A 24011-nucleotide genomic window follows, 5' to 3' on the forward strand; every position below is an offset into this window, starting at 1 on the left:
CCTGGCGCGGCGCCGGGCGCCGCATGGGGCGCCGGCGGCCGGCGCAGCGCGCGCCGGATGCCGCCGAGCACCGCACCGATCACAAAGAGCGTCGCCGCCGGCACGACCCAGTAGCCGACGAACGCGTGCCACAGGTAAGACGCGAGCGTTTTGCGGCGCAGGTTGTATTCATCGATCGCTTCCTGCTGGCGCGGCGCGTTGGCGGCCAGCACGTCGGCCGGGCAGCCGGCGGCGCGCGCATCGTCAGGCGTGCCGCGGCAGCGGGCCGGCGCACCGGCCGCGCGTTGCGCGTCGCTGAACTGCCAGCTGGTCAGCGCGTTGTTGAGGTCGACCCGGTTATAGGCCATCTCTTCCTGAATCTCGCGCACCGCGACGATGCCCACCGGCACCGACCAGAAAATGATCGTGATGAGCCAGCGGCGCAGCCAGCGATTCTTGTGTCTCCCAACCATTCGTGCCTCCGTGCATGCTCTTTGGCATCAACGACAAGCCGGCGGCCCTGGTGGTGTATCGATTGTTCTTGTATTGCGCGGTGTGGGCCGTCTGTGCCGCCATCATAGAAGAAAACGGTTCCGGCGCAATTCGCTGATACGCGAATGGGCAAACCCGCCGCGCCATCGAGGCGGCCGTGGCGAGCGCAACAGAGCGGAAAGCGGGACGGCGTGCGGGACAAGTGCGCATTCGCGATGCAGCGCACGGATATAGCCGACACCCGCGCGCGCGTCGGGTCGCGGATGGTTGACGACGCAACGAGCATCGCATCGCGCGTCGTGTGCGGTGTCAGCGGTGGCGAAAGTGGCGATGCTGACGTCGAGCAGACGGGATCGCGCGTCGACGCCAGCAGGCAGCAAAGCGCGCTCGCCATCGAACGCGCATGCGAAAGAACCCGGCGCGCGGCTATGCAAACTGATGCAAACGGGATGCGATCCCGACGCGCGCCCGTCCGGTAGGAACGCGAACGGCTTAGCCCTTGTTGCTCAGGCAGGTCTTCATGAACGCCTTGCGGTCGTCGCCTTTCTTGTCGGCCGCTTGCGTGTTGCAAGCCTTCATCTTTTCCTGCTGCGTCATCGGCGCCGATGCGGCCATTGCCGACGATGCGGACAGGCAGTTCTTCATGAACGCCTTGCGGTCATCGCCTTTCTTGTCGCCGGCCTGCTTGTTGCACATCGTCATTTTGCTCTGCTGGCTATTTTCGGCGAAGGCCGGGGCCGCGAGCAGTCCGCCGAGCACGAGTGCGGCGATTGCGGATTGGATCTTCATGGGACACTCCAAGTTAGCGTTATTCGTCGTTGTTCGATCCGGTGCCAAAGCGTCCGGCTTGTCTGCTACACCATCGTATTGAATGGTAATTGTCAGAACGGGCCGGCGGGGGCGCCGGTTGACCGTGACGTGCGCGGGCGGGGCAGGTATTTCCCTGGGTGTGCGCGTCGTGGCGCATGATGTATCGCAGCAGAAGCCGAGGGCGGGCCGCCTGCCGCGGGCCGCGCGAACGGATTTCGCGTGCCGGTGCGGCAGGCGCGCCACGTCAGCGTGCTGCTGAAGTGGCGCGTCAACCACGGAGGATCGCGATGCACTATCTGTTGATGTACGACCTCGTCGATGACTATCTCGAGCGGCGCGGCGAGTTTCGCACCGCGCATCTGAAGCTCGCGTGGGAGTCAGTCGCACGCGGCGAACTGCAACTGGCCGGCGCGCTCGCGGAACCGGCCGACCTCGCGGTGCTGCTCTTCAAAGGTTCATCGACGCAACCCGCTGAAGACTTCGCGCGAGCCGATCCGTATGTGCGCGCGGGGCTCGTCAAACGCTGGCGCGTGCGTCCCTGGACGACGGTGGTGGGTGACGACGCGGCGAAGCCGATGCGCTGATCGCGCATGACGCGCGCGGCCCGTGTACGCGCACGGGCCGGCGGCAACCACGCGACCGTATGAATCACGCAACGCATGCCAACTGAAGGGTGGGCATTTGCATGCGATGCGGCTTGTGCGGCGAATCGCGCGGAGGTTTGCATAAGCGAATCGCGCTCGCGTTAAAACGGCTTTGAGCAAGTCACAAAGCGCGTGTTCGCCGCAACAGAATGCACGACGTTTACGTGACAAAAACGATCAAAACAACCCAGCAAACAGGACAAGTTTGTTTCCATCCGTAACACTTGCCCACGTCGCATTCACGCAAACCCTGGTAATGGTATGCTTCGTGCACAAATTCTCCCATGCATGAGTGAGACCACGTTCTGTGCGCGGTAATTGGGAAAACACGCACTGACGCAGTGCTGCGCGGCGCGATTTCTTCGCAATCCGGCCGGAACGGAAAACATATTGTGCAACCGGGGGCGCTTACACGAACCACCAGAAGTTCGTGACGGCCCAAAGCCGCGGCCTGGCCTGGCCCGCGTGGAGAAATGCATGTTTTTCGATGAGCTAAGCAATGACGAATGGGCAAGGCTAGCCGCGCTCGTTTCCGATGAGCCAGCCGTCCGGTTGAATCGCCGTGGACGGCCGCGCGCCGAACCACGCATCGTCGCCAACGCCGTGCTGTGGATTCTCACCACAGGCGAGCCCTGGTCGAAACTGCCTGGACGTTATCCGTCCGGCCCGACCTGCCGCCGCCGCTTTGAAGAATGGCAGGCGAACGGCACCCTGATCGAAATGGTCCGCCTGTTGTCCGAGACCGGCCGCACGTTCGCGTATATCCCTGAACCGGCGCCGCCTGCGAGCGCGGCGAAACCGTCGCCGGAAGTCGAGCCGCCGAAGCCGCGCGACGACACCGTGCGTGGCGTGTTCTGGAAGAGCCCGGAATCATGGCAAACGGCGCCGGGTCCATCCTGCGTCTCGAACGGCTGGCGTCCGCTTGGCGCGATGGCTGACATCACGCGCCAACTCGCGGGTGAGATCGACGCGGAGTCGGTCGCCAACGAAATCGTGCCCGCAGCCGATATTGAAGATACCGAAGCGAACGCGCGCGAAGCGAAGCTGGCCGGCGGCGCGCAACACGCGTTGCATGATGCACGCGACGCCGCGGCCGATGCGGCGTACGGCGGTCATTCCGCTCATGCGGCGCATGCGTTCGACGGGCAAGCCGGGGACGCGTCGCATGCCGCTGCCGGGCATGGTCACGCACAGGGGCACGAGGACTGTCACACGCCGCTGTGGATGAATCTCGCGATGCCCGACGGCGCGCAGTTCGACGACGCACGCGGCTATGTGATCTACGTGGCCGCGGAGCGCGTGGCGAGCGCAATGTATCGTGCGTGGGCGGAGATCATGAAAGACGGGCGGCGCGTCGAACGCTCCGGGCTGATCGGTCCGCGTTTCGACGATCCGCAAGCGGCGCGTCAGTTCGCACTCGATTGGGCGGCCGACTGGATCGATCGCGAATGCGGCATCACGCAAGGCGGATTCGCGATGGATGCCCAAAGCCATGCCGCGGCGGCGCAACGCGCAACTGTGAAGTCGTATGCCACCATGTCGGCGCCGGCGGGGGAACAGCAGGCGGCCGGGCAGCAGCCGGCACACGCCGCGCAAACCGCACACACGCCTGTCACGCGGCCAATGCCGGAATCGGCGGCGGCGAAGAGCGCGCTGCCGGCTGCCGCGGGCAATCGCAACAACGGCAGCAATGGCAGCAACGGCAATGGCAACGCGCAGCAAACGGGCGCCGCGTCGTACCCGCAGCATGCGAACGCGCATCATCGTCTGCAGTTGCGTCGCTATCCGGGCGACAGCGGCGCCGCGGCTGCCGACAACAAGTCGTCGGACCGCTTTCCGCCCACGCGCAAACTTCTTTCGCACGTGCGCTGAACACGAATGCCGAGTGTGATCGCCGGAGAAAATCGCGGTTGAAAATCCGCGCTGGAAACGCGTGCTTGAAACCAGGTTTGAAACCCGAGTTTGGGTCTCGAGTTGAATCTGACTGGATTCATCGCGCAGATGCGGAGTCGCTGCGGCTGAGATCGTTCGAGTGTGTGCTGTGCGCCTTCAGTGCGCACACACACAACACAGGATGAACGGCGCACATCCACGATGTCGTGCTGTGCCCGGCGAGCACGAACCAGATAGACGGCCAAACCCGGCGGCAACGCGCCGCCGGTCATCGCGAAGCAGGCATCCGGGCGAGACGCTCGATGCCCGCCTCTCGCACCCGGAACGCTTAACGCCTACCGTACGTATCGTCGAAGCGAACGATATCGTCTTCGCCGAGATACGAACCCGACTGCACCTCGATGATTTCGAGCGGCATCTTGCCCGGATTTTCGAGGCGGTGCGTGACGCCGAGCGGGATATACGCCGATTCGTTTTCCGACACGATAAATCGCTCTTCGCCGCGCGTGACGAGCGCAGTGCCGCGCACGACAATCCAGTGCTCCGCGCGATGATGGTGCATCTGCAGCGACAGTTGCGCACCCGGCTTCACGACAATGCGCTTCACCTGGAAGCGTTCGCCGATATCGACCGAATCGTAATGCCCCCACGGCCGATGCACCTTGCGGTGGTTGGTCGCCTCGGCGCCGCGCTCGCTGCGAATCCGGCTGACCACCTTCTTCACGTCCTGCACACGCGATTTGTCGGCGACCAGAATCGCGTCGTCCGTTTCGACGACCACCAGATCATGCGTGCCGACGCAGGCGATCAGGCGGCCTTCCGAATGCGCGAAGGTCGATTCGGCGCCTTCGAACATCACGCGGCCGCGGCCGACGTTATCGGCGTCGTCCTTCGGCAGGATCTGCCAGATCGCGTCCCATGAGCCGACGTCGGACCAGCCGGCCGTGAGCGGCACGACGACGCCGCTTGCCACCGCCGTATCGCCGCCGAGCTGCTCCATCACCGCATAGTCGATCGAGTTCGACGGGCAATTCGCAAATGCGTCGCGCTGCAGCCGGAAAAAGTCGCCGTCCGAGCTGCCGCCCGCATGGGCGGCGACGCACGCATCATAGATTGCCGGATGGAAGTGCTTGATGGCCTTCAGCCACGTCGACGCACGCGTGATGAAGATGCCGCTGTTCCACCAGTATTCCTGCGATTCGACGTAGCGCTGCGCGAGCTCGAGATGCGGCTTCTCGACAAAGCGCTCGAGCCGGCGCGCGCCGCCCGCGCCTACGCCTTCGCCCGTTGCGGCCGGCATCGGCGCGCCGATGCGGATATAGCCATAACCCGTTTCCGCGCGCGCCGGCACGACGCCCATCGTCACGATATGACCGGCCGCCGCGTATTGCACGCCGGCGGCGACTGCCGCCTGAAAGCCGGCGTGATCGGCCACCGCGTGATCCGCGGGCATCACGACCATGATGCTGTCTTCATCCTGCGCTGCCACCGACAACGCGGCAACCGTCAGCGCGGGCGCCGTGTCGCGGCCGACCGGCTCGAGCATGAGGCGGCTCGCCTTGCCGGTCACGCGCAGTTGTTCGGCTGTCGTGAAGCGATGCTCCTCGTTACATACCACCACCAGCTGCTCGGCCACCGGATAGCCGGCGTCGAGCGCATCGAGACGCCGGGTCGTCGACTGCAGCAGCGAATCTTCGCCGAGCAGGCCGATCAACTGCTTGGGGTGCTGCTCGCGCGACATCGGCCACAACCGCGTGCCGGAGCCACCGGCCAGAATCACTGGCTGGATCTTGAGCTTGACGGACAGCGGCGCGGAAAACGCGGGCCGGGATTGGACGGCGGTTGATGCCGTACCGAGAGCACTCATGGTTAACTCCTCGAGCAGGGGTGAGTGCTTCGAGTTTTAGCACGTCTTAATTGCTCAATAAAATTTCGCATAATTCTATGAGAATTTTTCTAGAAATTTTCCCCATTGAATTGCGATAGATTTAAGTCACGAGAACTTAAAAAATCAGATAAATATGAGCATTGAGAAATGGCCGGATTCAGTTCTCATACGAATCCGAACTGCATGAATACAACAACGCGCGGACGGGTTGGTGAAAGTACTGTAAGAAACGCGCAGAAGTCCGTGCCGATTACGCTGGAAATGCATTTCCAGGCGCCGGAAAAGGTAAATCTTGCTGAATAAATTCTGAAAAAATCGGGCAATGCTTACCGATACAAATTGTTTTTTTTAGGAGCTTGCGGCGCGAATTTTAATGCTCCTTTATTCACACTAGTACGAGGGTATTCACTTAATCGCCAGTGCCATTCCCGCGCGATAAATATAGCCGCCCGACCGGTTGACATAGCGGACCGCAAGGTCGGCCGTTATGGCCCGAATCAGATTGTTCAACGAGGTGCAGCAGCATGCTGAGCGTTCTATCGAGAATCATCGACATTGCGATGGTCGCCCTGGGCGCCATGATCGCGGCCGCGGTGCATGCGGGGCACTTCGCGTGGCTCGACGACATGCAAAGCATTTCGCTGACGGTCGACTGCCTGCTGATCGTGCTGTTTTTTCCCGCGCTCGGCATTTATCAGTCGTGGCGCGGCAAGTCGCTGTACGACCTGCTGTGGCGTGTGACGTGCGGCTGGCTGCTGGTCGAAGTGACCGGCATTCTGATGAGTTTCAGCCTGCACCGCGCGGAACTGCTGTCGCGCCTGTGGCTCGGATTCTGGGCGGTGGCGAGCGTGCTGCTGCTGATCGTCTCGAAGACGCTCGTGCACACGGTGCTGAAGGGCTTGCGCCGCGAGGGCTTCAACCAGAAGGCGGTCGCCATCGTCGGCAGCGTGCCGTACGGCAAGTTTCTGGTCGAGCAGATCAGAAGCCGCCCGGAGGCGGGCTTCATGCCGCACATCATCTATACGGAAGACGGCGCGCATAACCGCCGCGAAGGCGATCCGCTCGACGACCCGCGCGCGACCGAACTCGGGCCGCACGATGTCGAAGGCGTGCCGGTCGAGCGCGACTTTGCGAGGCTCGTGCAGATGATGCGGCGCGACGCGGTGCGTGAATTGTGGATGGCGTTGCCGATGTCGAAGGAGCGCACGATTCATCGTTTCGTCACCGAGTTCCGCAACGATTTCGTGAATATCCGCTTTATTCCGGACGTGCGCAGCCTGACGCTTTTCAATCAGCCGATGGTCGATCTGCTCGGCGTGCCGGCGATCAATCTCGCGGCCTCGCCGATCACCGATCTGCGCGTGCTGCCCAAGCGCGTGTTCGATCGCCTGTTCGCGCTGGCCGCGTTGACCGCGCTGTCGCCGCTGCTGGTCGTGATCGCGGTGCTCGTGAAGCTGTCGTCGCCGGGGCCGGTGTTTTTCCGGCAGAAGCGCAAGGGCATCGACGGCAACGAGTTCGAAATCTACAAGTTCCGCTCGATGAAGATGCACAAGGAAGAAGCCGGCAAGATCACCCAGGCGACGCGCCGCGACCCGCGCATCACGCCGGTCGGCGCCTTCCTGCGCCGCACGAGCCTCGACGAGCTGCCGCAGTTCATCAATGTGCTCAAGGGCGAGATGTCGGTGGTCGGGCCCCGCCCGCATGCGCTCGAGCACGACGACATCTACAAGGACCTGGTGCGCGGCTATATGCACCGCTACCGGATCAAGCCGGGTATCACCGGCTGGGCGCAGATCAACGGTTACCGCGGCGAAACCGACCGCATCGAAAAGATGATGGGCCGCGTGAAGCTCGATCTGTATTACATGCAGCACTGGACGTTCTGGCTGGATATGAAGATCGTCGTGCTGACTTTCTGGAAGGGTTTCGTCGGCAGCAATGCGTACTGAAAACGGCACTATGCCCGTGCGCGCCGGCGTCTTCAGCACACGCCGGCTTGCGTGAAGCGCGCCGCGCTTTCGCATGCATGCCGCGCACGCCAGTTCATGTTGTATTCGCTTTGTATTTTTTCGAGTCCCAGTCGACCACTCAATTTCCCGAGGTGTGATTCATGAATGTGACGATCATTGGAACCGGATACGTAGGCCTCGTAACGGGCGCGTGTCTTGCTGACATCGGCAACGATGTGTTTTGTCTCGATGTCGATCAGCGCAAGATCGATGTGCTCAACGACGGCGGCGTGCCGATCCATGAGCCCGGCCTGCAGGAGATCATCGCGCGCAACCGCAAGGCGGGGCGCCTGAAGTTCTCGACCGACGTGGCGGCCTCGGTCGCGCATGGGGACATCCAGTTCATCGCGGTCGGCACGCCGCCGGACGAAGACGGTTCAGCGGACCTGCAATACGTGCTCGCCGCCGCGCGCAGCATCGGCAAGTATATGGAAGGCTTCAAGGTGATCGTCGACAAGTCGACGGTGCCGGTCGGCACTGCGCGCCGCGTGGCCGGCGCCGTCACGCAGGAGCTCGCCGCGCGCAGCCTGAAGCAGATGTTCTCGGTGGTGTCGAATCCGGAATTCCTGAAGGAAGGCGCGGCCGTCGAAGACTTCACGCGCCCGGACCGGATCGTGATCGGCTGCGATGAGGACGTGCCCGGCGAAAAGGCGCGCGAAATGATGAAGCGCCTCTATGCGCCGTTCAACCGCAACCGCGAGCGCACGCTGTATATGGACGTCGGCTCGGCCGAGTTCACCAAGTACGCGGCGAACGCGATGCTCGCGACGCGCATCTCGTTCATGAACGAGCTCGCGAATCTCGCGGATCGCGTCGGCGCCGATATCGAAGCGGTGCGCCGCGGCATCGGCTCGGACCCGCGCATCGGCTACGACTTCCTGTATGCGGGCTGCGGCTACGGCGGCTCGTGCTTTCCGAAGGACGTGCAGGCGCTGATTCGCACCGCGAACGAGCATCGTCAGGGCCTGCGCATTCTCGAAGCCGTCGAAGCGGTCAACGACGCGCAGAAGAAGATTCTCGCGAACAAGATCGTCGAGCGTCTCGGCGGCGATCTGTCGGACCGCACGTTCGCGGTGTGGGGCCTTGCGTTCAAGCCGAATACCGACGACATGCGCGAAGCGCCGAGCCGTCCGCTGATCGCCGAGCTGCTGGCGCGCGGCGCAAAGGTGAAGGCCTACGACCCGGTCTCGATGGACGAAGCGCAACGCGTGCTGGCGCTCGATCTGCAGCATATGCCGCAGCGCCATGCGCGGTTGTCGTTCGTGCAGGAGGAGATGGAGGCCGCGCGCGATGCCGACGCGCTCGTCATTCTGACTGAATGGAAGGTGTTCAAGAGTCCCGATTTCGACAGCCTGAAAACGCATCTGAAGACGCCGCTGATTTTCGACGGCCGCAACCTGTATGAGCCGGATGCGATGCGCGAGCTCGGCATCGAGTATCACGCGATCGGCCGGCAGCATGCGCAGCAGGATGCGACGGCGCGCGATGCGTCGAAGGCGATGGCCGCCACGCCGCTTTGATCCTGCATGCCGGGAACCGCGGCCTCGCTGACGCAGCAGTGCGTGAGGCCGCGGGCACGTCATTTTGACAAACCGCTTGAAAACTTTTGACTGCTCATACAGAAAAAGACCCGCTAAACCGCCAACGCAATCTACGGAGGCCGCCATGTTCTCCAATGTGCTGATCGTGTGCCACGCCAACGTCTGCCGCTCGCCCGCGGCCGAGATGCTGTTCAAGGCACGTCGCAGCGGACACCCGGGCGCGCCGATTGCTTTTCACTCCGCCGGTATCCGCGCGGTCGACGGCGACGGCATGGATCCGGTGATGCGGCGCCTGCTCGAAGAGCGCGGCGTCACGGCCGGAGAGCATCACGCCCGGCGCCTGAACAAACGGATGGTGCGCGACGCAGACCTCGTGCTCGTTACGGAGCAGCGTCAGGTTAAGGACGTCGAAGCATTGGACCCGGCGGCACGCGGCAAGGTCCACGCGCTCGGCAAGTGGGAAGGGGCCGACGTGGTCGACCCGCACGGCGGCGAAGAGCGGCACTATCGCGAAAGCCTCGTGCTCATCGAACATCTGGTCATGGGATGGCTCAATAAAATATGCTGAAGCGACAAATCACTGGTCTATTTTTCGTTGCACTGACGATATTTCTGTCGGCATGCTCGGTCGCGCCCGGCTATCACCTCGACACGGCGCGCCTGAATGAACAGCCGTCGACCGGTCCCGCGCCGACCTACGATGTGAAAACGATCGACGCGCAGCTGATCGTCGCGCAGGCGAAGTTCGTTGCCGCGATGGCGCCGCCGCCGCTGCCGCCGTCCGTCTACAAAGGCGGCGACTACATCTATCACGTGGAGCCGCAGGACATTCTCGGCATCACCGTGTGGAATCACCCGGAACTGACGACGCAAAGCGGCACCACGCTGTCGACCGGCGGCAACACCACGCAGTCGATCGCGAGCACGCTGCAGCAGCCGTACACGACCGCGCTGCCGGGCCAGGCCGATCCGTTCGGCCAGACCGTCGGCCCGGACGGCACCATCTATTTTCCGTTCGTCGGGCGCATTCGCGCGGCCGGCAAGTCGACCGCGCAGATTCGCGACGAACTGTCGATCGCGCTCGTGCCGTACATCAAGAACCCGCAGGTCGACGTGCGCGTGCTCGCGTTTCGCAGCCAGCGCGTCGAAGTGACCGGCGACGTGAAGACGCCGGGGCCGCTCGCGATCAGCGACGTGCCGCTCAACCTCGTCGATGCGATCTCGCGCTCGGGCGGCACCAACCCCGACGCGGACCTGCAGCGCGTGCGTCTCACGCGCGACAAGAAGCTCTACATTCTCAACGCCGACGCGATGCTCGATCGCGGCGACGTATCGCAGAACGTGACGCTGCAGCCAGGCGACGTGATCAATGTGCCGGATCGCACCGACAGCCGCATCTTCGTGATGGGCGAGGTCAAGACGCCGGTCACGCTGAGCATGCTGAAGGGCCGCTTCACGATCGCCGATGCATTGACCGGCGCGGGCGGCCTGCTCGATACCGATGCCAACCCGCGGCAGATTTTCGTGATGCGCGGCATGCGCGACAACCCAACCTCGCCGGAGATCTTCCGGCTCGACATGACGCAGCCTGATGCGGTGATGCTGAGCTCGCAGTTCCAGCTGCAGCCGCTCGATGTCGTGTACGTCGGCACCGCTGCCGGGGCCACCTTCAATCGCATGATCCAGCAGATTCTGCCTGCGTTGCAGTCGGTGTTCTTTATCAAGGAACTGACGAACTGATGCCGTTTCGTGACCGCCGTCGCGCAGCGACGGCGGCCGCGTGACGTTGCCGCGCAGTGAGAATCGCCGGCGGGCGGCTGTTGCAATGTGTGTCGCAACGATTGCACAGCCCGCGCCGCCCTGAAATCGCAGTAAGCCTCGAACCCGAACCGGGACTGAACCGTGAGTACTCAATTCAATACCCATCTGGCCGTCCAGGGCCGCACCGAGGAAGAAGACGTGGTCCTCGGCCAGCTGATCCAGACGATCATCGACGACATCTGGTGGCTGGTCGCGATCGCCGCGACGATCGTCGCGCTGGCCGGCTTCTACTGCTATATCGCGAGCCCGGTCTATTCGGCCGATGCACACGTGCGCGTCGAGACGCAGGACAACACGTCGCAGGCGCTCACGCAGAACCAGTCCGGCGCGCCGATCACGACCGGTTCCGCGGCGGGCGCGCTGCCCACCGACGCCGAGATGGAGATCATCAAAAGCCGCGGCGTGCTGGGGCCCGTCGTGCACGAGATGAAGCTGAACTTTTCGGTCACGCCGAAGACGCTGCCGGTGCTCGGCCGCCTCGCCGCGCGTCTGGACAGGTCCGGCGGCCTCGCGAAGCCGTGGTTCGGCCTGAGTTCGTACGCGTGGGGCGGCGAGCAGGTGGCCGTCGATTCGGTCGACGTGACGCCGGCGCTCGAAGGCAAGGAGATGACGATGACCGCGCTCGCGGACGGCCAGTACGAGCTGCACGGGCCGGACGGCGCGCTGCTGTTGCACGGTCAGGTCGGGCAGACCGCACAGGGCGGCGGCGTGACGATGCTGGTCGACACGCTGGTCGCGCGGCCGGGCACGCAGTTCACCGTGACGCGCGCGAACGATCTCGATGCGATCGCGGGCTTCCAGTCGGCGATCAAGGTGACCGAGCAGGGCAAGCAGACCGGCGTGATCCAGATTTCGCTCGAAAGCACCAACCCCGACCAGGCCGCGGCGATCGCGAACGCAGTCGCGCAGTCGTACCTGCGCGAGCACATCCAGACCAAGCAGGCCGACGCGAGCAGGATGCTCGACTTCCTGAAGAGCGAAGAGCCGCGCCTGAAGGCGGACCTCGAAAACTCCGAGGCGGCGCTCACCGCGTACCAGAGCAAGTCCGGCTCGATCAACGCGTCCGATGAAGCGAAGATCTACCTCGACGGCGCAATCGACTATCAGAAGCAGATCGCATCGCTGAAGATGCAGGTCGCGTCGCTGCAGCAGACCTATGCGAACGATCACCCGATCCTGAAGGCGGCGCGCGAGCAGATGGCCGAACTGCAGGCGCAGGAAACGCGCTACTCGTCGCGTTTCCGCGATCTGCCGGCTACCGAGGTGCGCGCGGTGCAGTTGCAACGCGATGCGAAGGTCGCGGAAGACATCTACGTGCTGCTGCTCAACCGCGTGCAGGAGCTGTCGGTGCAGCGCGCGGGCACCGGCGGCAACGTGCATATCGTCGACGCGGCGCTGCGGCCGGGCGATCCGGTCAAGCCGAAGAAATTCCTGATTCTCTCCGCGGCGGCGATCCTCGGGTTGATCGTCGGCACCGGCTTTGTGCTGATCCGCCGCAACATGTTCAAGGGCATCGACGATCCGGAGCACGTCGAGCGTATTTTCCACTTGCCTGTGTACGGTCTCGTGCCGCTGTCGGCCGAGCAGGCCGTGCTCGAAAACAAGGTGGTGCGCGGCGGCACGCGCGAGCGCCTCGTGCTCGCGAATGCGAAGCCGAAGGACGTCTGCATCGAAGCGCTGCGCAGCCTGCGCACCTCGATCCAGTTCACGCTGATCGATGCGCGCAACCGCATCATCATGCTGACCGGCCCGATGCCGGCGGTCGGCAAGAGCTTCCTGACCGTCAACCTCGCGGTGCTGCTCGCGCACTCGGGCAAGCGCGTGCTGATGATCGACGGCGATATGCGGCGCGGCTCGCTCGAGCGCCACCTGGGCGGCGTGCAGGCGAACGGCCTGTCCGAACTGCTGTCCGGGCAGATCTCGCTCGACGAGGCGATTCGCCAGACCGACACGCCCGGGCTGTCGTTCATCTCGTGCGGCGAACGTCCGCCGAACCCGTCCGAACTGCTGATGTCGCCGCGTCTGCCGCAGTATCTGGACGCGCTGCAAAAACGCTACGACGTCGTGCTGATCGATACGCCGCCGGTGCTGGCGGTGACCGACGCATCGATCATCGGCGGCTACGCGGGCTCGACGTTCTTTGTCGTGCGCTCAGGCATGCATACCGAGAACGAGATCAGCGATTCGCTGAAGCGGCTCTCCGTCGCGGGTGTGCACGTGCAGGGCGCGATCTTCAACGCGATGCCCTCGCGCGCGCGCGGCGGTTATGACCGCAGTTACGCAGCCGTGCAGGAATATCTGAGCACCTGATGGTCTGCTCGCGAAACCTCCTGAAGCTGAGCGGAGAGCCTCGATGAAAATCACGGTACTGGTGCCGACCTTTCGCCGTCCAGACGACCTGACGCGCTGTCTGGCCGCGCTCGAGCGGCAGCGGCGCGCACCGGACGAAGTCGTGGTGATTGCGCGTCCCGACGACGCAGCGACGCACGCGTGCCTGCGCGCGCATCTGGCCGCCCGCCGGTTGCCGCTCGTGGTCGCGCTCGTCGACGTGCCGGGGCAGGTCGCAGCGCTCAATCGCGGCCTCGATGCGGCGCGCGGCGACGTGATCGCGATCACCGACGACGATGCCGCGCCGCATGCGGACTGGGTGCAGCGTATCGAAGCGCATTTCGCCGCCGACCCGCACCTCGGTGCGCTGGGCGGACGCGACTGGGTCCATGAGAAGGGCGGCGTGCTGAGCGGCTCACAACCGCTCGTCGGCAAGCTGACGCCGTCGGGCAGGATTATCGGCAATCATCATCTCGGTGTCGGCGGCGCGCGCGAAGTGGATGTGTTGAAGGGCGCGAATATGAGCTACCGGCGCGCGGCAGTCCGCACGATCCGTTTCGACACGCGGCTGCGCGGCGCGGGCGCGCAGGTGCACAACGACATGGCGTTCAGCATGAGCGTGAAGAAGGCGGGCTGGAAGCTTGTCTACGACCCGCGCGTCGCGGTCGATCACTTCCCGGCCGAGCGCCACGACGACGACCGCCGCGACGCGCAGACGATGACCGCGATCCGCAACGCCGCGTACAACCTGCATCTGATCCTGCGCGCGCAACTGCCGCCGCTGCGCCGCGAGACCGCGTGGTGGTGGTACACGCTGGTCGGCACGCGCGTGTACCCGGGCGCCGTGCACGCGGTGCTCGCACTGCTCGCGCGGCGGCAGACGCAGTGGTTGCGCTGGAAGGCGGTGCGCACCGGCGCGCGTGAGGCGCGCCGTGCGCTGCTGTGATGCGCGGCGCCTGCGAACCGCGCGCGCGGTGTCGTCGTCGGGCGGATCTTCGCAACGGTGTTGCGCGCCGTTCGATGCGTGGTCTGCATGCGCGGCTTTCGTGTGCGGTTTCAATGCGCAGTTGCGATGCGCGGCGTCAATGCGCGGCGTCAATGAGTAAGCAGCCCGGAGTGCCTGCATGAGCATCAATGTCAACGTCCATCTGTTCTACGGCGCGGATCCGCGCACCTATCGCCAGGGCGAGAATATCGGCTGCCTGTACGGCTATCACCATGCGGAGTCCGACGAGTTCCATCTGACCTACTCGGAAGACGTGCGCGAAAGCCGGTCGGTCAAACTCGTGCGCCGCGCGTTGAAAGCGCTGCTCGGCTTCGACATGATTCACACGTGGCGCAATCGCGAGCAGATTCTGCGCTCGGATGTCGTCTGGACGCATACCGAGCACGAGCACCTCGCGGTCGCGTTGCTGCTCGCGTTGAATGCGCGACGGTTTCGTCACCGTGCGCGGCCGCTGCTGCTCGCGCAAAGCATCTGGCTGCTCGATAAATGGCCGGGCTACGGAGTCTTGCGGCGCTGGCTGTATCACAAGCTGCTCGCGCACGCGGACGTGCTGACCACGCATTCGAGCGTCAATGCCGCGCTGTGCCGCCGTTACCTGCGGCGCGACGCCACCCAGGTGTTCTATGGTCTGAACACCGGCGACTTCCCGGTGCGCCAGCCGGCCGCGTGGGCGCCGCATACGCCGGTGCGGATCGCGGCGATCGGCAACGATCGCGACCGCGACTGGCGCACGCTGATCGAAGCATTCGGCCATGACGCGCGCTACGCCGTGAAGATCGCGACGCGGCGGCGCATTCCGGCGTCGCTGCGCGCGCCGAATGTCGAGATCGCGTCGGCCTCGGGCATCGTGAAACAGCGCGAGCTGTATGACTGGGCCGATGTGATTGTCGTGCCGCTGCGCGAGAACTCGCACGTCTCGGGCCTGACCGTGACGCTCGAGGCCGCGGCGGTCGGCAAACCGATGATCGTCGCCGACGTCGGCGGCCTGCAGGAGTATTTTCCGCCGCACGCGGCGCGCTACGTGCCGCCGCACGATCCGCGCGCGTTGCGCGCCGCGCTCGAGCGCCTGATCGCGGCGCCGGACGACGCGCTGCGCCAGGCGCGCGCCGCAGCAGCCGAATTGCTGTCGCGCGATTTCACCACGCAGCACTTCGCGCATCAGCATGTACGCATCACGCGCGATCTGCTGCGGCGTCGCATGCGTGCGTCGGGCGCGGGCGAACCGGCAAGCGCTGCGGGCAATCATGCAGGCACCCGCGCAGGCAAAACCACGGTCGACGCCGCGCCGTCGCGCATGGCGGCGCGCGCCGAGCGCGGAGGGGGCTAGGCATGGCATCGCTACTGCAAGCGGGAGTGACGGGCGCACGCGGGCTGGTCAGCGCGCCGGAGCGCAGCGAGTGGATGCCGCCCGCGCTGCTCTGGCTGATCACGATCGTGCTGATCATCGGGCACCAGGGCGCCGCGCTGACCTACGGGTTTCCGGCGCTCGCGGTGCTGGTCGGCGCGTGGCTGTACTTCAGAAGCCCGGCGCGCTACCTCGGCTTCACGTGGTGGCTGTGGTTCCTGAGCCCCGAGGTGCGGCGTCTGGCCGACTGGTCGAAGAACGCGTACACGCCGACGAGCCTGATCCAGGTCGCGCCGCTTGCGGTCACGATGATCTGCGGCCTGTCGCTGGTGCGCTACTACCCGATCCTCGCGCAGCGGCGCGGCTTGCCGGTGCTGCTGATTCTATTCGGGCTCGCGTACGCGCTGCTGATCGGCTTCGTCTCGGCCGGACCGCTCGCGGCGCTCTACGATCTCGCGAACTGGCTGTACCCGATTCTGATCGGCTTTCACATCCTGGTGAACACGCGCGACTATCCGGCGTTTCGCGACACGATCGTCAACACGTTTATCTGGGGCATGCTCGCGATGGGCGTGTACGGCGCCGTGCAGTTTTTCATCATGCCGCCGTGGGACGTGTTGTGGATGCTCGGTGCGCAGATGAGCTCGCAGGGCGATCCGGTGCCGATGGGCGTGCGCGTGTTCAGCACGATGAACTCGTCGGGCCCGTTCGCGCTCGCGATGCTGGGCGCGATGGTGTTCGTGCTCGCCGCGCAGCACAAGGTACGGTGGATTGCCGGCGCCTTCGGCTTTATCGCGTTCGCGTTGAGTCTCGTGCGCTCGACCTGGGGCGGCTGGGTCATCGCGCTCGTGATGCTGCTCGTGAAGTCGGACAACAAGGTGCGTGTTCGCATCATCGTGAGCGGCGTGCTGCTGGTCGGGCTGTGTGTGCCGCTGCTCGCATTCGGCCCGGTCGCCGACCGGATGCAAACGCGTCTGCAGACGATCACGAACCTCGATAACGACCGCAGCTACCAGGCGCGCAACGAGTTTTTCGCCGACTTCGCGCAGACGGCGTTTACCGACGTCGCGGGCGAGGGCATGGGCGCAACCGGCACGTCCACCAAGCTGTCGAGCGGCAACGACGGCCAGCTCGGCCAGTACGGCAACTTCGACAGCGGCGTGATGAACATTCCGTTCGTGCTCGGCTGGCCCGGCACGCTGCTGTATCTGTCCGGTATCGGCTGGCTCGTGATGCGCGCGATCTTCGCGTCGTTCAAGCTCGGCGACGACAAGTTCGTCGCATCGTGCCTGTCGCTGTCCGTCGCGATTCTCGCGATGATCGTATTCACGAATACGCTGGTCGGCACAGGCGGAGCGCTGCTTTTCATGAGTCTGTTTTCGATCCTCTCCGCGGCGCACTATCAGAAGCAGCACCGCAGATCCCAAGCCGTTCTTCACGGAGAAACCGATTGAGAGTCGCGATTGTCACGCACGTCGTCCGTCATAACGACGGACAGGGCCGCGTCAACCACGAGATCGCGCGCGCCGCGCTCGACGAGGGCATTTCGGTCACGCTGGTGGCAACGCACGTCGCGCCGGACCTGCTCGCGCATCCGCTCGTGCGCTGGGTGCCGATCAGGATCGGCCGATGGTGGCCGAGCAACCTGTTGCGTCAGCAGGTGTTCGCGATCCGCAGCGCGCAATGGTTGCGCGCGCATCGAAGCGAATTCGACGTGCTGCATGTCAACGGCTTTATCACGTGGGCGCCGGCCGACGTGAATACCGCGCATTTCGTGCATAGCGGCTGGTTCGCGAGCAGGTACTACCCGTTCGGTGTGTCGAAAGGGCTGTGGTCCGGCTACCAGTACGTGTACACGCGTTTGAATGCGCTGCTCGAGGGCTGGGCCTACCGGCGTTCGCGCGTGATCACCGCGGTGTCGCAAAAGGTCGCGGACGAGATTCGCGCGATCGGCCTGACGCCGCGCAACCGGCTCGACGTGATCTACAACGGCGTCGATACGCGCGGTTTTGCGGCCGCGAGCGGCGACCGCGCGAAGTTCAGGCTGCCGCCGCACGCGTTCGTGCTGCTCTTCGTCGGCGACCTGCGCACGCCGCGCAAGAACCTCGGCACGGTGCTGAGGGCGCTCAGGCACTTGCCGCATCACGTGCAGATCGCGGTGGCCGGCTATCTGCCGGGCAGCCCGTATCCGGAAGAGGCGCGCGCGCTCGGCGTGGCCGATCGCGTGCACTTTCTGGGCCTCGTGAAAGACATGCCGGTGCTGATGCATTCGGTCGACGCGTTCGTGTTTCCGTCGCGCTACGAGGCGATGAGCCTGTCGCTGCTCGAGGCGATGGCGGCGGGGCTGCCGGTCGTCACCGCGCGCACCGCGGGCGGCGCCGAGATCATCACCCCCGAGTGCGGCATCGTGCTCGACGACCCGGACGATCCGCGCGCGCTGGCCGATGCGATCGGCCGCCTCGCCGGCGACGACCGCATGCGTCGCGCGATGGGCGCGGCGGCCGGCGAACTCGCGGCCGGCTTCGGCTGGGCGCGCATGGCCGCGCAATACATCGCGCTGTACCGGCAGATTGCCGGGCTGCGCGACGACCGCAGTCGCAACGGCGCGAGCGATGCGCAGGGGGCCGCGGCCAACCTGCTCGCCGGCGCATCGCGCGGCGCGGACGGCGCGTGACGCGCGCATTACCGCGCAGCGCACACGGCAGTGCGCAAGACTGCGCACAAAACAGTGCACCAAGCGCTGCGGAAGAGCACACGAGGATACACACGCACCCGCCGCGCGGCGGCATCGCCGGGCTGCGCGGGATGGGCCCGAGGCGCTCGACACGATCAGGCGCGGCTTCAAACGAACAGGAATGACCATGACAACACCTTCGATCAAATCGCTGCAGATCGGCATGCACTGGTTTCCCGAGCGCGCCGGCGGCCTCGACCGGATGTACTACTCGCTGATCGGTGCGCTGCCGGGCGCGGGCGTTCAGGTGCGCGGCGTGGTGGCCGGCTCGCCGCGCGTCGCGGCCGACACGAACGGCGCGATTCAGGGCTTCGGTCCGGCCGCGCAATCGTTGCCGATGCGGCTGATGGCCGCACGGCGCGCACTGCGCCGCGAACTGCAAACGCAGCGGCCCGACGTGATCTCGTCGCATTTCGCGCTCTATACGTTCCCGGGTCTCGACGTGATGCGCGGCATTCCGCAGGTGTCGCATTTTCAGGGGCCGTGGGCCGACGAAAGCCATGTCGAAGGCGCCGACTCGTTCGGCCAGCGCGCCAAGCGCTATCTCGAGCAGACCGTGTACGCGCGCTCGTCGCGGCTGATCGTACTCTCCGACGCGTTCGGCAAGATCCTGACGGCGCGCTACGGCATTGCACCGGAACGCATTCGCGTCGTGCCGGGCTGTGTGAACGTCGACCAGTTCAACCTGCCGCTCACGCAGAACGAAGCGCGCCTGAAGCTGCAGTTGCCGCTCGGCCGGCCGATCGTGCTCGCGGTGCGGCGCCTCGTGCGGCGCATGGGGTTGGAGGATCTGATCGACGCGGTGAAAGTGGTCAAGCGCCGCGCGCCCGACGTGCTGCTGCTGATCGCGGGCAAGGGGCGTCTCGAAGGCGAGCTGCAGGCGCGCATCGACGAGGCCGGCCTCACCGACAACGTGAAGCTGCTCGGCTTTGTGCCCGACCAGCATCTCGCGACGCTGTACCGCGCGGCGACGATCAGCGTGGTGCCGACCGTTGCGCTCGAGGGCTTTGGCCTCATCACCGTGGAATCGCTCGCGTCCGGCACGCCGGTGCTGGTGACGCCGGTCGGCGGTCTGCCCGAAGCGGTGGCGGGGCTGTCGCAGGATCTGGTGTTGCCGTCCACGGGTGCGGACGCGATTGCGGACGGGCTGGCGCAAGCGCTCGACGGCTCGCTGAAGCTGCCGGACGCGGATGCGTGCCGCGCGTACGCGCGCGCGAACTTCGATAATCCGGTCATCGCGCAGCGCGTCGCGACCGTGTATGGCGAGGCGATCGCCGCCGGCTCGCTGCACTGAACGCACGCCCGCGGCGCAGCGCGCGGCAGAGCTCGCGATGCCGGCGACGGCCGGCGATTAACCGGTCTTCTGCTTCTTCGCGGGCGAAGGACCGGCCACGATTTCTTCCACCGCCGGGCCGCCGGGCGAGACCTTCACCGTTTGCCCGGTGTAGATATTTTTGGCCTCGAGCGCCGCGGTGACCGGAACTTCCACGAGGCGCATGCCGACACGCGGCTTCTCGTCCGGACCCGACGCGGGAAGGACGCCGATTTCCTTGACCTTGAATACCGTGTTCGGGCGAAACAGCCACTCGCGCTCAGCCGATGCGTCGGTCGCGATTCCGTCAAGAAAGGGTTTGGCCGAACGGGCCTCGATATCGTAGAAGGCGAGGGCAGGGTGATCCGTGCCTGCGATCGCGGCCTGATCCCACAATGCGTAGGTCGCGTACTCATTGCCGCTCGATGCCGACATGAAGGCCGGGCTGTTCGTGATCAGATCGCCAGGCTTGAACCGGGTCGCGTAGTCAGCCGGAACATCCGCGACGCGCAGAAGATGCGCCTGCTGTTTCGGGGGCGCGGGCAGGCCGTCCAGTCCTCCGATCAGATCGCTCACATCCTTGTCGATTCCGTCATAGGGCGTATGGGTGTACAGCGCCTTGTTCAGCTCGTAATTCTTCGAACCCGCAGCCGCTGCGCTACCGTTTCCGCTATCGCTGCCGCTTTCGCTATCGCTGCCACTGCTGCTGTCACTGCCGCTGCCGCTGTCGCTGCCGTTATCCACGGCGGTCCATTGTCGGATGGCTCTTTGTTGATCCGCGGGCAGTTTCTCGAATGCGGCCTTGTAGGCCTGTCTGTATGCAGGGTCGTCGAGGGCGGTGTTCGTCGCGGATTTCCAGTCCTTCACTTCCAGGGCCGTCTTCAGTTCCGGCGACATCGCGGGCGATGAAGCAGCGCTTGCGTCCATCATGCCGCCGCGCAGGCCGACGTCGCCATGCACGACCCACTCGTTGTTCGCGTTCAGCCGGACAGGATAGGCGGGTCGCCATGGGTTGTCGGGATCGAACACCCGCCACGTATCGAAGGTCTTGTCGTAACGGGCCGGATATGCGCGGCCGTCGATCGGCACGAAGCTTTGTCCGTTCCCGTCTTCGAGCATGCCGCGCGTACTGGCGGACGGCTGGAGCGAGCCGGGATCGACTTCGCTTGCATATCCGGCCGGGATTCCCATCACGCGGCCCGTGATGCTCTGCTCCGCGTCGATATGGCTCGCGGGCATCGAAAACGGCGCGATGCGCCCGGCCGTCGCCGCGTCCGCGGCTGTCCTCGCGACGCTTCCGACTTCGGCCGCGGCGTCGATTTCCTTCACCGCCTGCGCGAATAGCTTCGCCTCGTCGAGCGCGGCACTCGCGGCGTTGGCCGGGTCGATTGCCATGCCGAGCAGGTTCGCCGTCAAATCGATGCCGATACGCGCGGAGGGCGACAACGTCGAATGCGCGTCGAACGCCGAGCTCAATGGAGCGAACGGGGTCATCCCGAGCAGAACGCGCGCGGTGCCCTCCAGAATTTGCCCGGCAACTTTCGTCGCGCGCTCCTCCGGTGTGATCGAATGGTTCCGGGTTGTCGTGTCGTTGAGCAGCGTGTCGTAACGGTCGGCGAGGTCGCGCACGTAGTCGGGACCGGCGGCCGGCAGGGACTTCAGAATGTCTTCGTAGCGTTTCGGGCCGCCGACATCGTAGCTGTTCAGTTTGCCGGCCGCCTCGAAATGCCATTGCGAGAGTTTGTCGCGCAGCGCGGGGTCGTCCTGCATGCGCTGTGTGAACGCCAGAATGCGCCGTTCCTCGAACGGATCTTCGCCGCTGCCCGGATTGGACGTATGCAACTGGCGCGCGATCAACTCATAGCGCTTGCCCGGATCGTCCTTCACATGGTCGGCTTCCCGGATCATTCTGTCGACGTCGTCGTTGGCCGCTTTCCAGTCTTCGGCCTGCTTCCTGCCGTATCGGTCGACCTCGTTCGAGATCTGCGACTGCAGGTTTTTCTTGAGCGCTACCGCCGATTTGAACAGGCTTTCGCGTTGCTGCGGCGTGCGCGTCGTCATGAAACGGTTGCGCAGTCGAGAAAGCTGGCTCAGCCTGTACTGCCCCGCACTGTCGAGATACCCCGCGCCGACAGGGGTATTGAACACTCCGAGTACACGTTCGAGCGGATCGTTCATGGCCCACGCGCATTGGTCGCGAACCGCGTTTGCCAACTGATCGAACTGTTTGCCGATGGCTTCCCGCTGTTCGCCCGTCGCACTTCGAAAAGCAGCCTGAAAGGTCGCCGCGCCGCCCGCGTAAAAACGCGCTTCGCGCACGGGCAGCGCGGCGAGCTGGCCCAGCATCTCCGCATGGCGCGGCGCGAATCCGGAAACCTCCGGAGGATAGCCGGTCAGATCCTGTGCGGTGGCTTCGGCGATCCGATGCGCGTTGCGCGCATCGTTCGCCTGGACCGGGATGTCCGTGCGATCGCCTTGCTGGCGCTCCACCAGGTAGGTGTGTGCCAGATGATCGAGTTCCTGCCCGGTGGCTCCGGGTAACGGCCCGTTGCTCCGCGATGCCGTTGCCGGGCCTCGATTGGGCGCTGACGGGCCGCTCTTCGCGGGCGAAGTCCTGGACGCCGGGTCCAACCTCGCGCGATGCGGCGGACCGACGTAGGTCCCGGTGGACGGACGTATTGTCGATGAGATATTCAAGTATCGAGTTCTCCATGGTTTGGGGGCGCACGCGCGGGCGTTGTGTGGGGACAAACGCCGGGTCGTCGCGTCGAGACGCGCCTTCCTGTTCTGCTCACGCCGATGGTCTTCTGGCCGGTTGCTGTCGCATGACGACCAGTGAGCTGCGATATTCCGCTGACGGGCGCCGCGCAAGGTGATATATCCGCACTGACCCGTGCGGTCTCCCGGACACAGCGGATCGATCGTCGTTGCCAGGGCGCTACGCCGCGGAGCGCAGGGGCGGCGCCCATGGCAGCGTGGTCATGACGCTCCGATGCAACGTGGCGGGGCAGGCTTGCGCCGGGCGGGCGCAATGAGCGCAGGAGAGGGAGAACTGCAGGAGGAAGATGAGACAAGCGCAGGCCGTGCAGCATGGCCTGCGCTTGCATGCCGCGCGTCGACCGGACGCAAGCGGCCCGGCCGACGCGCGAAGCTCAGAACGTCTCGTGAATCCGGTTGCGCGCGATATCCGCGCCGACCATCATCTGGCACAACTGCTCGAGCGTGGTGTGCGTTTCCCAGCCGAGCTTGGCCTTCGCCTTGTCCGCGCAGCCGATCAGCAGGTCGACTTCGGCGGGCCGGTAGAACTTCGGGTTGATGCGCACGAGCGTGCGGCCGGTCGCGACGTCGATGCCGGTCTCGTTCTGCTGCTTGCCCGACCATTCGAGCTGGAAGCCGGCCGCCGCGAACGCCATCCTCACGAAGTCGCGCACGGTCTCGGTGCGGTTGGTTGCGAGCACGAAGGTATCCGGCTCGTCGGCCTGCAGCATCCGGTACATGCCGTCGACGTACTCGAGCGCGAAACCCCAGTCACGCTTCGCATCGAGATTGCCGAGCTCGAGCACATCGGCCTTGCCGAGCTGGATCTTCGCGACCGTGTCGGTCACCTTGCGCGTGACGAATTCGCGGCCGCGCAGCGGCGATTCGTGATTGAACAGAATGCCGCTCGTCGCGAAGATGCCATACGACTCGCGGTAATTGACTGTGGTCCAGTGCGCGAACAGCTTCGCGACACCGTACGGGCTGCGCGGATAGAACGGCGTGGTCTCGCGCTGCGGCACGGCCTGCACCATGCCGAACATCTCGGAGGTCGATGCCTGGTAATAGCGCATCTTCGGGTTCACGATGCGAATGCCTTCGAGCAGGTTCAGCGCGCCGACACCGGTTGCCTGCGCGGTGGTCGCGGGCTGGTCGAACGATACGCCGACAAAGCTTTGCGCGGCGAGGTTGTACAGCTCGTCGGCCTGCGCGATGTCGAGCAGGCGCAAGGTCGAGCCGAGGTCGGTCAGATCGTGCTCGAGGAGCGTCAGGTTCGGATGGTCGAGCACGCCGAGCTCCGCCATGCGCCAGAAGTTCACCGAGCTCGTGCGCCGGTACGTGCCGGTCACCTGATAGCCTTTGCCGAGCAGCAGTTTGGTCAGGTAGGCGCCGTCCTGGCCGGAGACGCCGGTAATGATGGCTTTGCGTTGGGTTGTCATCGGTTGCCTTTCT

Annotated in this window: 18 protein-coding genes; 13 read left to right on the forward strand and 5 right to left on the reverse strand. The window is 65.1% G+C overall.

Annotated elements, in window-relative coordinates:
- Together HV675_RS26580 and HV675_RS26585 are read right to left on the reverse strand one after the other, a co-directional pair.
- A partial coding sequence (locus tag HV675_RS26580; protein ID WP_175114441.1) for a hypothetical protein occupies positions 1-452 on the reverse strand: 452 nt, incomplete at its 3' end.
- A 511-nt stretch (positions 453-963) separates the two neighbouring features.
- Positions 964-1260 (reverse strand): PsiF family protein, encoded by a 297-nt coding sequence (locus tag HV675_RS26585; protein ID WP_175114442.1) that lies wholly within the window; start codon positions 1258-1260, stop codon positions 964-966.
- Positions 1261-1568: 308 nt separating this feature from the next.
- Between HV675_RS26585 and HV675_RS26590 the strand changes: the two genes are divergently transcribed.
- On the forward strand, positions 1569-1865 hold the full coding sequence (locus HV675_RS26590) for a YciI-like protein (RefSeq protein ID WP_175114443.1): 297 nt from the start codon (positions 1569-1571) through the stop codon (positions 1863-1865).
- 537 nt (positions 1866-2402) lie between these two features.
- Positions 2403-3797 carry a transposase gene (locus tag HV675_RS32805; RefSeq protein ID WP_175114444.1) on the forward strand — a complete coding sequence of 465 codons (1395 nt, stop codon included), beginning with the start codon at positions 2403-2405 and terminating at the stop codon, positions 3795-3797.
- A 349-nt stretch (positions 3798-4146) separates the two neighbouring features.
- On the opposite strand, the gene HV675_RS26600 is transcribed toward HV675_RS32805, so the two are convergent.
- Positions 4147-5685, reverse strand: coding sequence for a mannose-1-phosphate guanylyltransferase/mannose-6-phosphate isomerase (locus HV675_RS26600; RefSeq protein ID WP_175114445.1), 1539 nt, complete (start codon positions 5683-5685; stop codon positions 4147-4149).
- Positions 5686-6230: 545 nt separating this feature from the next.
- Here HV675_RS26600 and HV675_RS26605 point away from each other — a divergent pair.
- The 10 genes from HV675_RS26605 to HV675_RS26650 all read left to right on the forward strand — a co-directional run bounded on the left by HV675_RS26605 (position 6231) and on the right by HV675_RS26650 (position 19784).
- Positions 6231-7655, forward strand: coding sequence for an undecaprenyl-phosphate glucose phosphotransferase (locus HV675_RS26605; protein WP_175114446.1), 1425 nt, complete (start codon positions 6231-6233; stop codon positions 7653-7655).
- Between the two features lie 161 nt (positions 7656-7816).
- Complete coding sequence (locus tag HV675_RS26610; RefSeq protein WP_175114447.1) at positions 7817-9235, forward strand: UDP-glucose dehydrogenase family protein; 1419 nt, start codon at positions 7817-7819, stop codon at positions 9233-9235.
- Between the two features lie 145 nt (positions 9236-9380).
- A complete protein-coding gene (locus HV675_RS26615) occupies positions 9381-9824 on the forward strand; it encodes an arsenate reductase/protein-tyrosine-phosphatase family protein (protein ID WP_175114448.1) in 444 nt (147 codons plus the stop codon).
- Positions 9818-10996, forward strand: a complete 1179-nt coding sequence (locus tag HV675_RS26620) for a polysaccharide biosynthesis/export family protein (protein ID WP_175114449.1) — start codon at positions 9818-9820, stop codon at positions 10994-10996. The genes HV675_RS26615 and HV675_RS26620 overlap by 7 nt, the downstream gene beginning before the upstream one ends.
- A 162-nt stretch (positions 10997-11158) precedes the next feature.
- Positions 11159-13387, forward strand: a complete 2229-nt coding sequence (locus HV675_RS26625) for a polysaccharide biosynthesis tyrosine autokinase (protein ID WP_377700718.1) — start codon at positions 11159-11161, stop codon at positions 13385-13387.
- A gap of 43 nt (positions 13388-13430) precedes the next feature.
- Positions 13431-14351, forward strand: coding sequence for a glycosyltransferase family 2 protein (locus tag HV675_RS26630; RefSeq protein ID WP_175114450.1), 921 nt, complete (start codon positions 13431-13433; stop codon positions 14349-14351).
- A gap of 178 nt (positions 14352-14529) precedes the next feature.
- Positions 14530-15738: a glycosyltransferase gene (locus HV675_RS26635; RefSeq protein WP_175114451.1), complete on the forward strand. Its 1209-nt coding sequence runs from the start codon at positions 14530-14532 to the stop codon at positions 15736-15738.
- Between the two features lie 2 nt (positions 15739-15740).
- Positions 15741-17210: a glucose-6-phosphate isomerase gene (locus HV675_RS26640; protein WP_175114452.1), complete on the forward strand. Its 1470-nt coding sequence runs from the start codon at positions 15741-15743 to the stop codon at positions 17208-17210.
- A complete protein-coding gene (locus HV675_RS26645; protein WP_175114453.1) occupies positions 17207-18430 on the forward strand; it encodes a glycosyltransferase family 4 protein in 1224 nt (407 codons plus the stop codon). Before HV675_RS26640 ends, HV675_RS26645 begins: the two co-directional genes overlap by 4 nt.
- Positions 18431-18617: 187 nt before the next feature.
- Complete coding sequence (locus HV675_RS26650; RefSeq protein ID WP_175114454.1) at positions 18618-19784, forward strand: glycosyltransferase family 4 protein; 1167 nt, start codon at positions 18618-18620, stop codon at positions 19782-19784.
- Positions 19785-19841: 57 nt separating this feature from the next.
- On the opposite strand, the gene HV675_RS26655 is transcribed toward HV675_RS26650, so the two are convergent.
- Positions 19842-21980 carry a hypothetical protein gene (locus HV675_RS26655; RefSeq protein ID WP_175114455.1) on the reverse strand — a complete coding sequence of 713 codons (2139 nt, stop codon included), beginning with the start codon at positions 21978-21980 and terminating at the stop codon, positions 19842-19844.
- 12 nt (positions 21981-21992) lie between these two features.
- On the opposite strand from HV675_RS26655, the gene HV675_RS26660 reads away from it, so the two are divergent.
- On the forward strand, positions 21993-22343 hold the full coding sequence (locus tag HV675_RS26660; RefSeq protein WP_175114456.1) for a hypothetical protein: 351 nt from the start codon (positions 21993-21995) through the stop codon (positions 22341-22343).
- A gap of 611 nt (positions 22344-22954) precedes the next feature.
- Here the strand turns inward: HV675_RS26660 and gmd are convergent.
- Positions 22955-23998 (reverse strand): GDP-mannose 4,6-dehydratase, encoded by a 1044-nt coding sequence (gene gmd, locus HV675_RS26665; RefSeq protein ID WP_175114457.1) that lies wholly within the window; start codon positions 23996-23998, stop codon positions 22955-22957.
- Positions 23999-24011 lie beyond the last annotated feature (13 nt).

The sequence above is a fragment of the Paraburkholderia solisilvae genome (genome assembly GCF_902859875.1).
GTDB classification, from domain to species: domain Bacteria; phylum Pseudomonadota; class Gammaproteobacteria; order Burkholderiales; family Burkholderiaceae; genus Paraburkholderia; species Paraburkholderia solisilvae.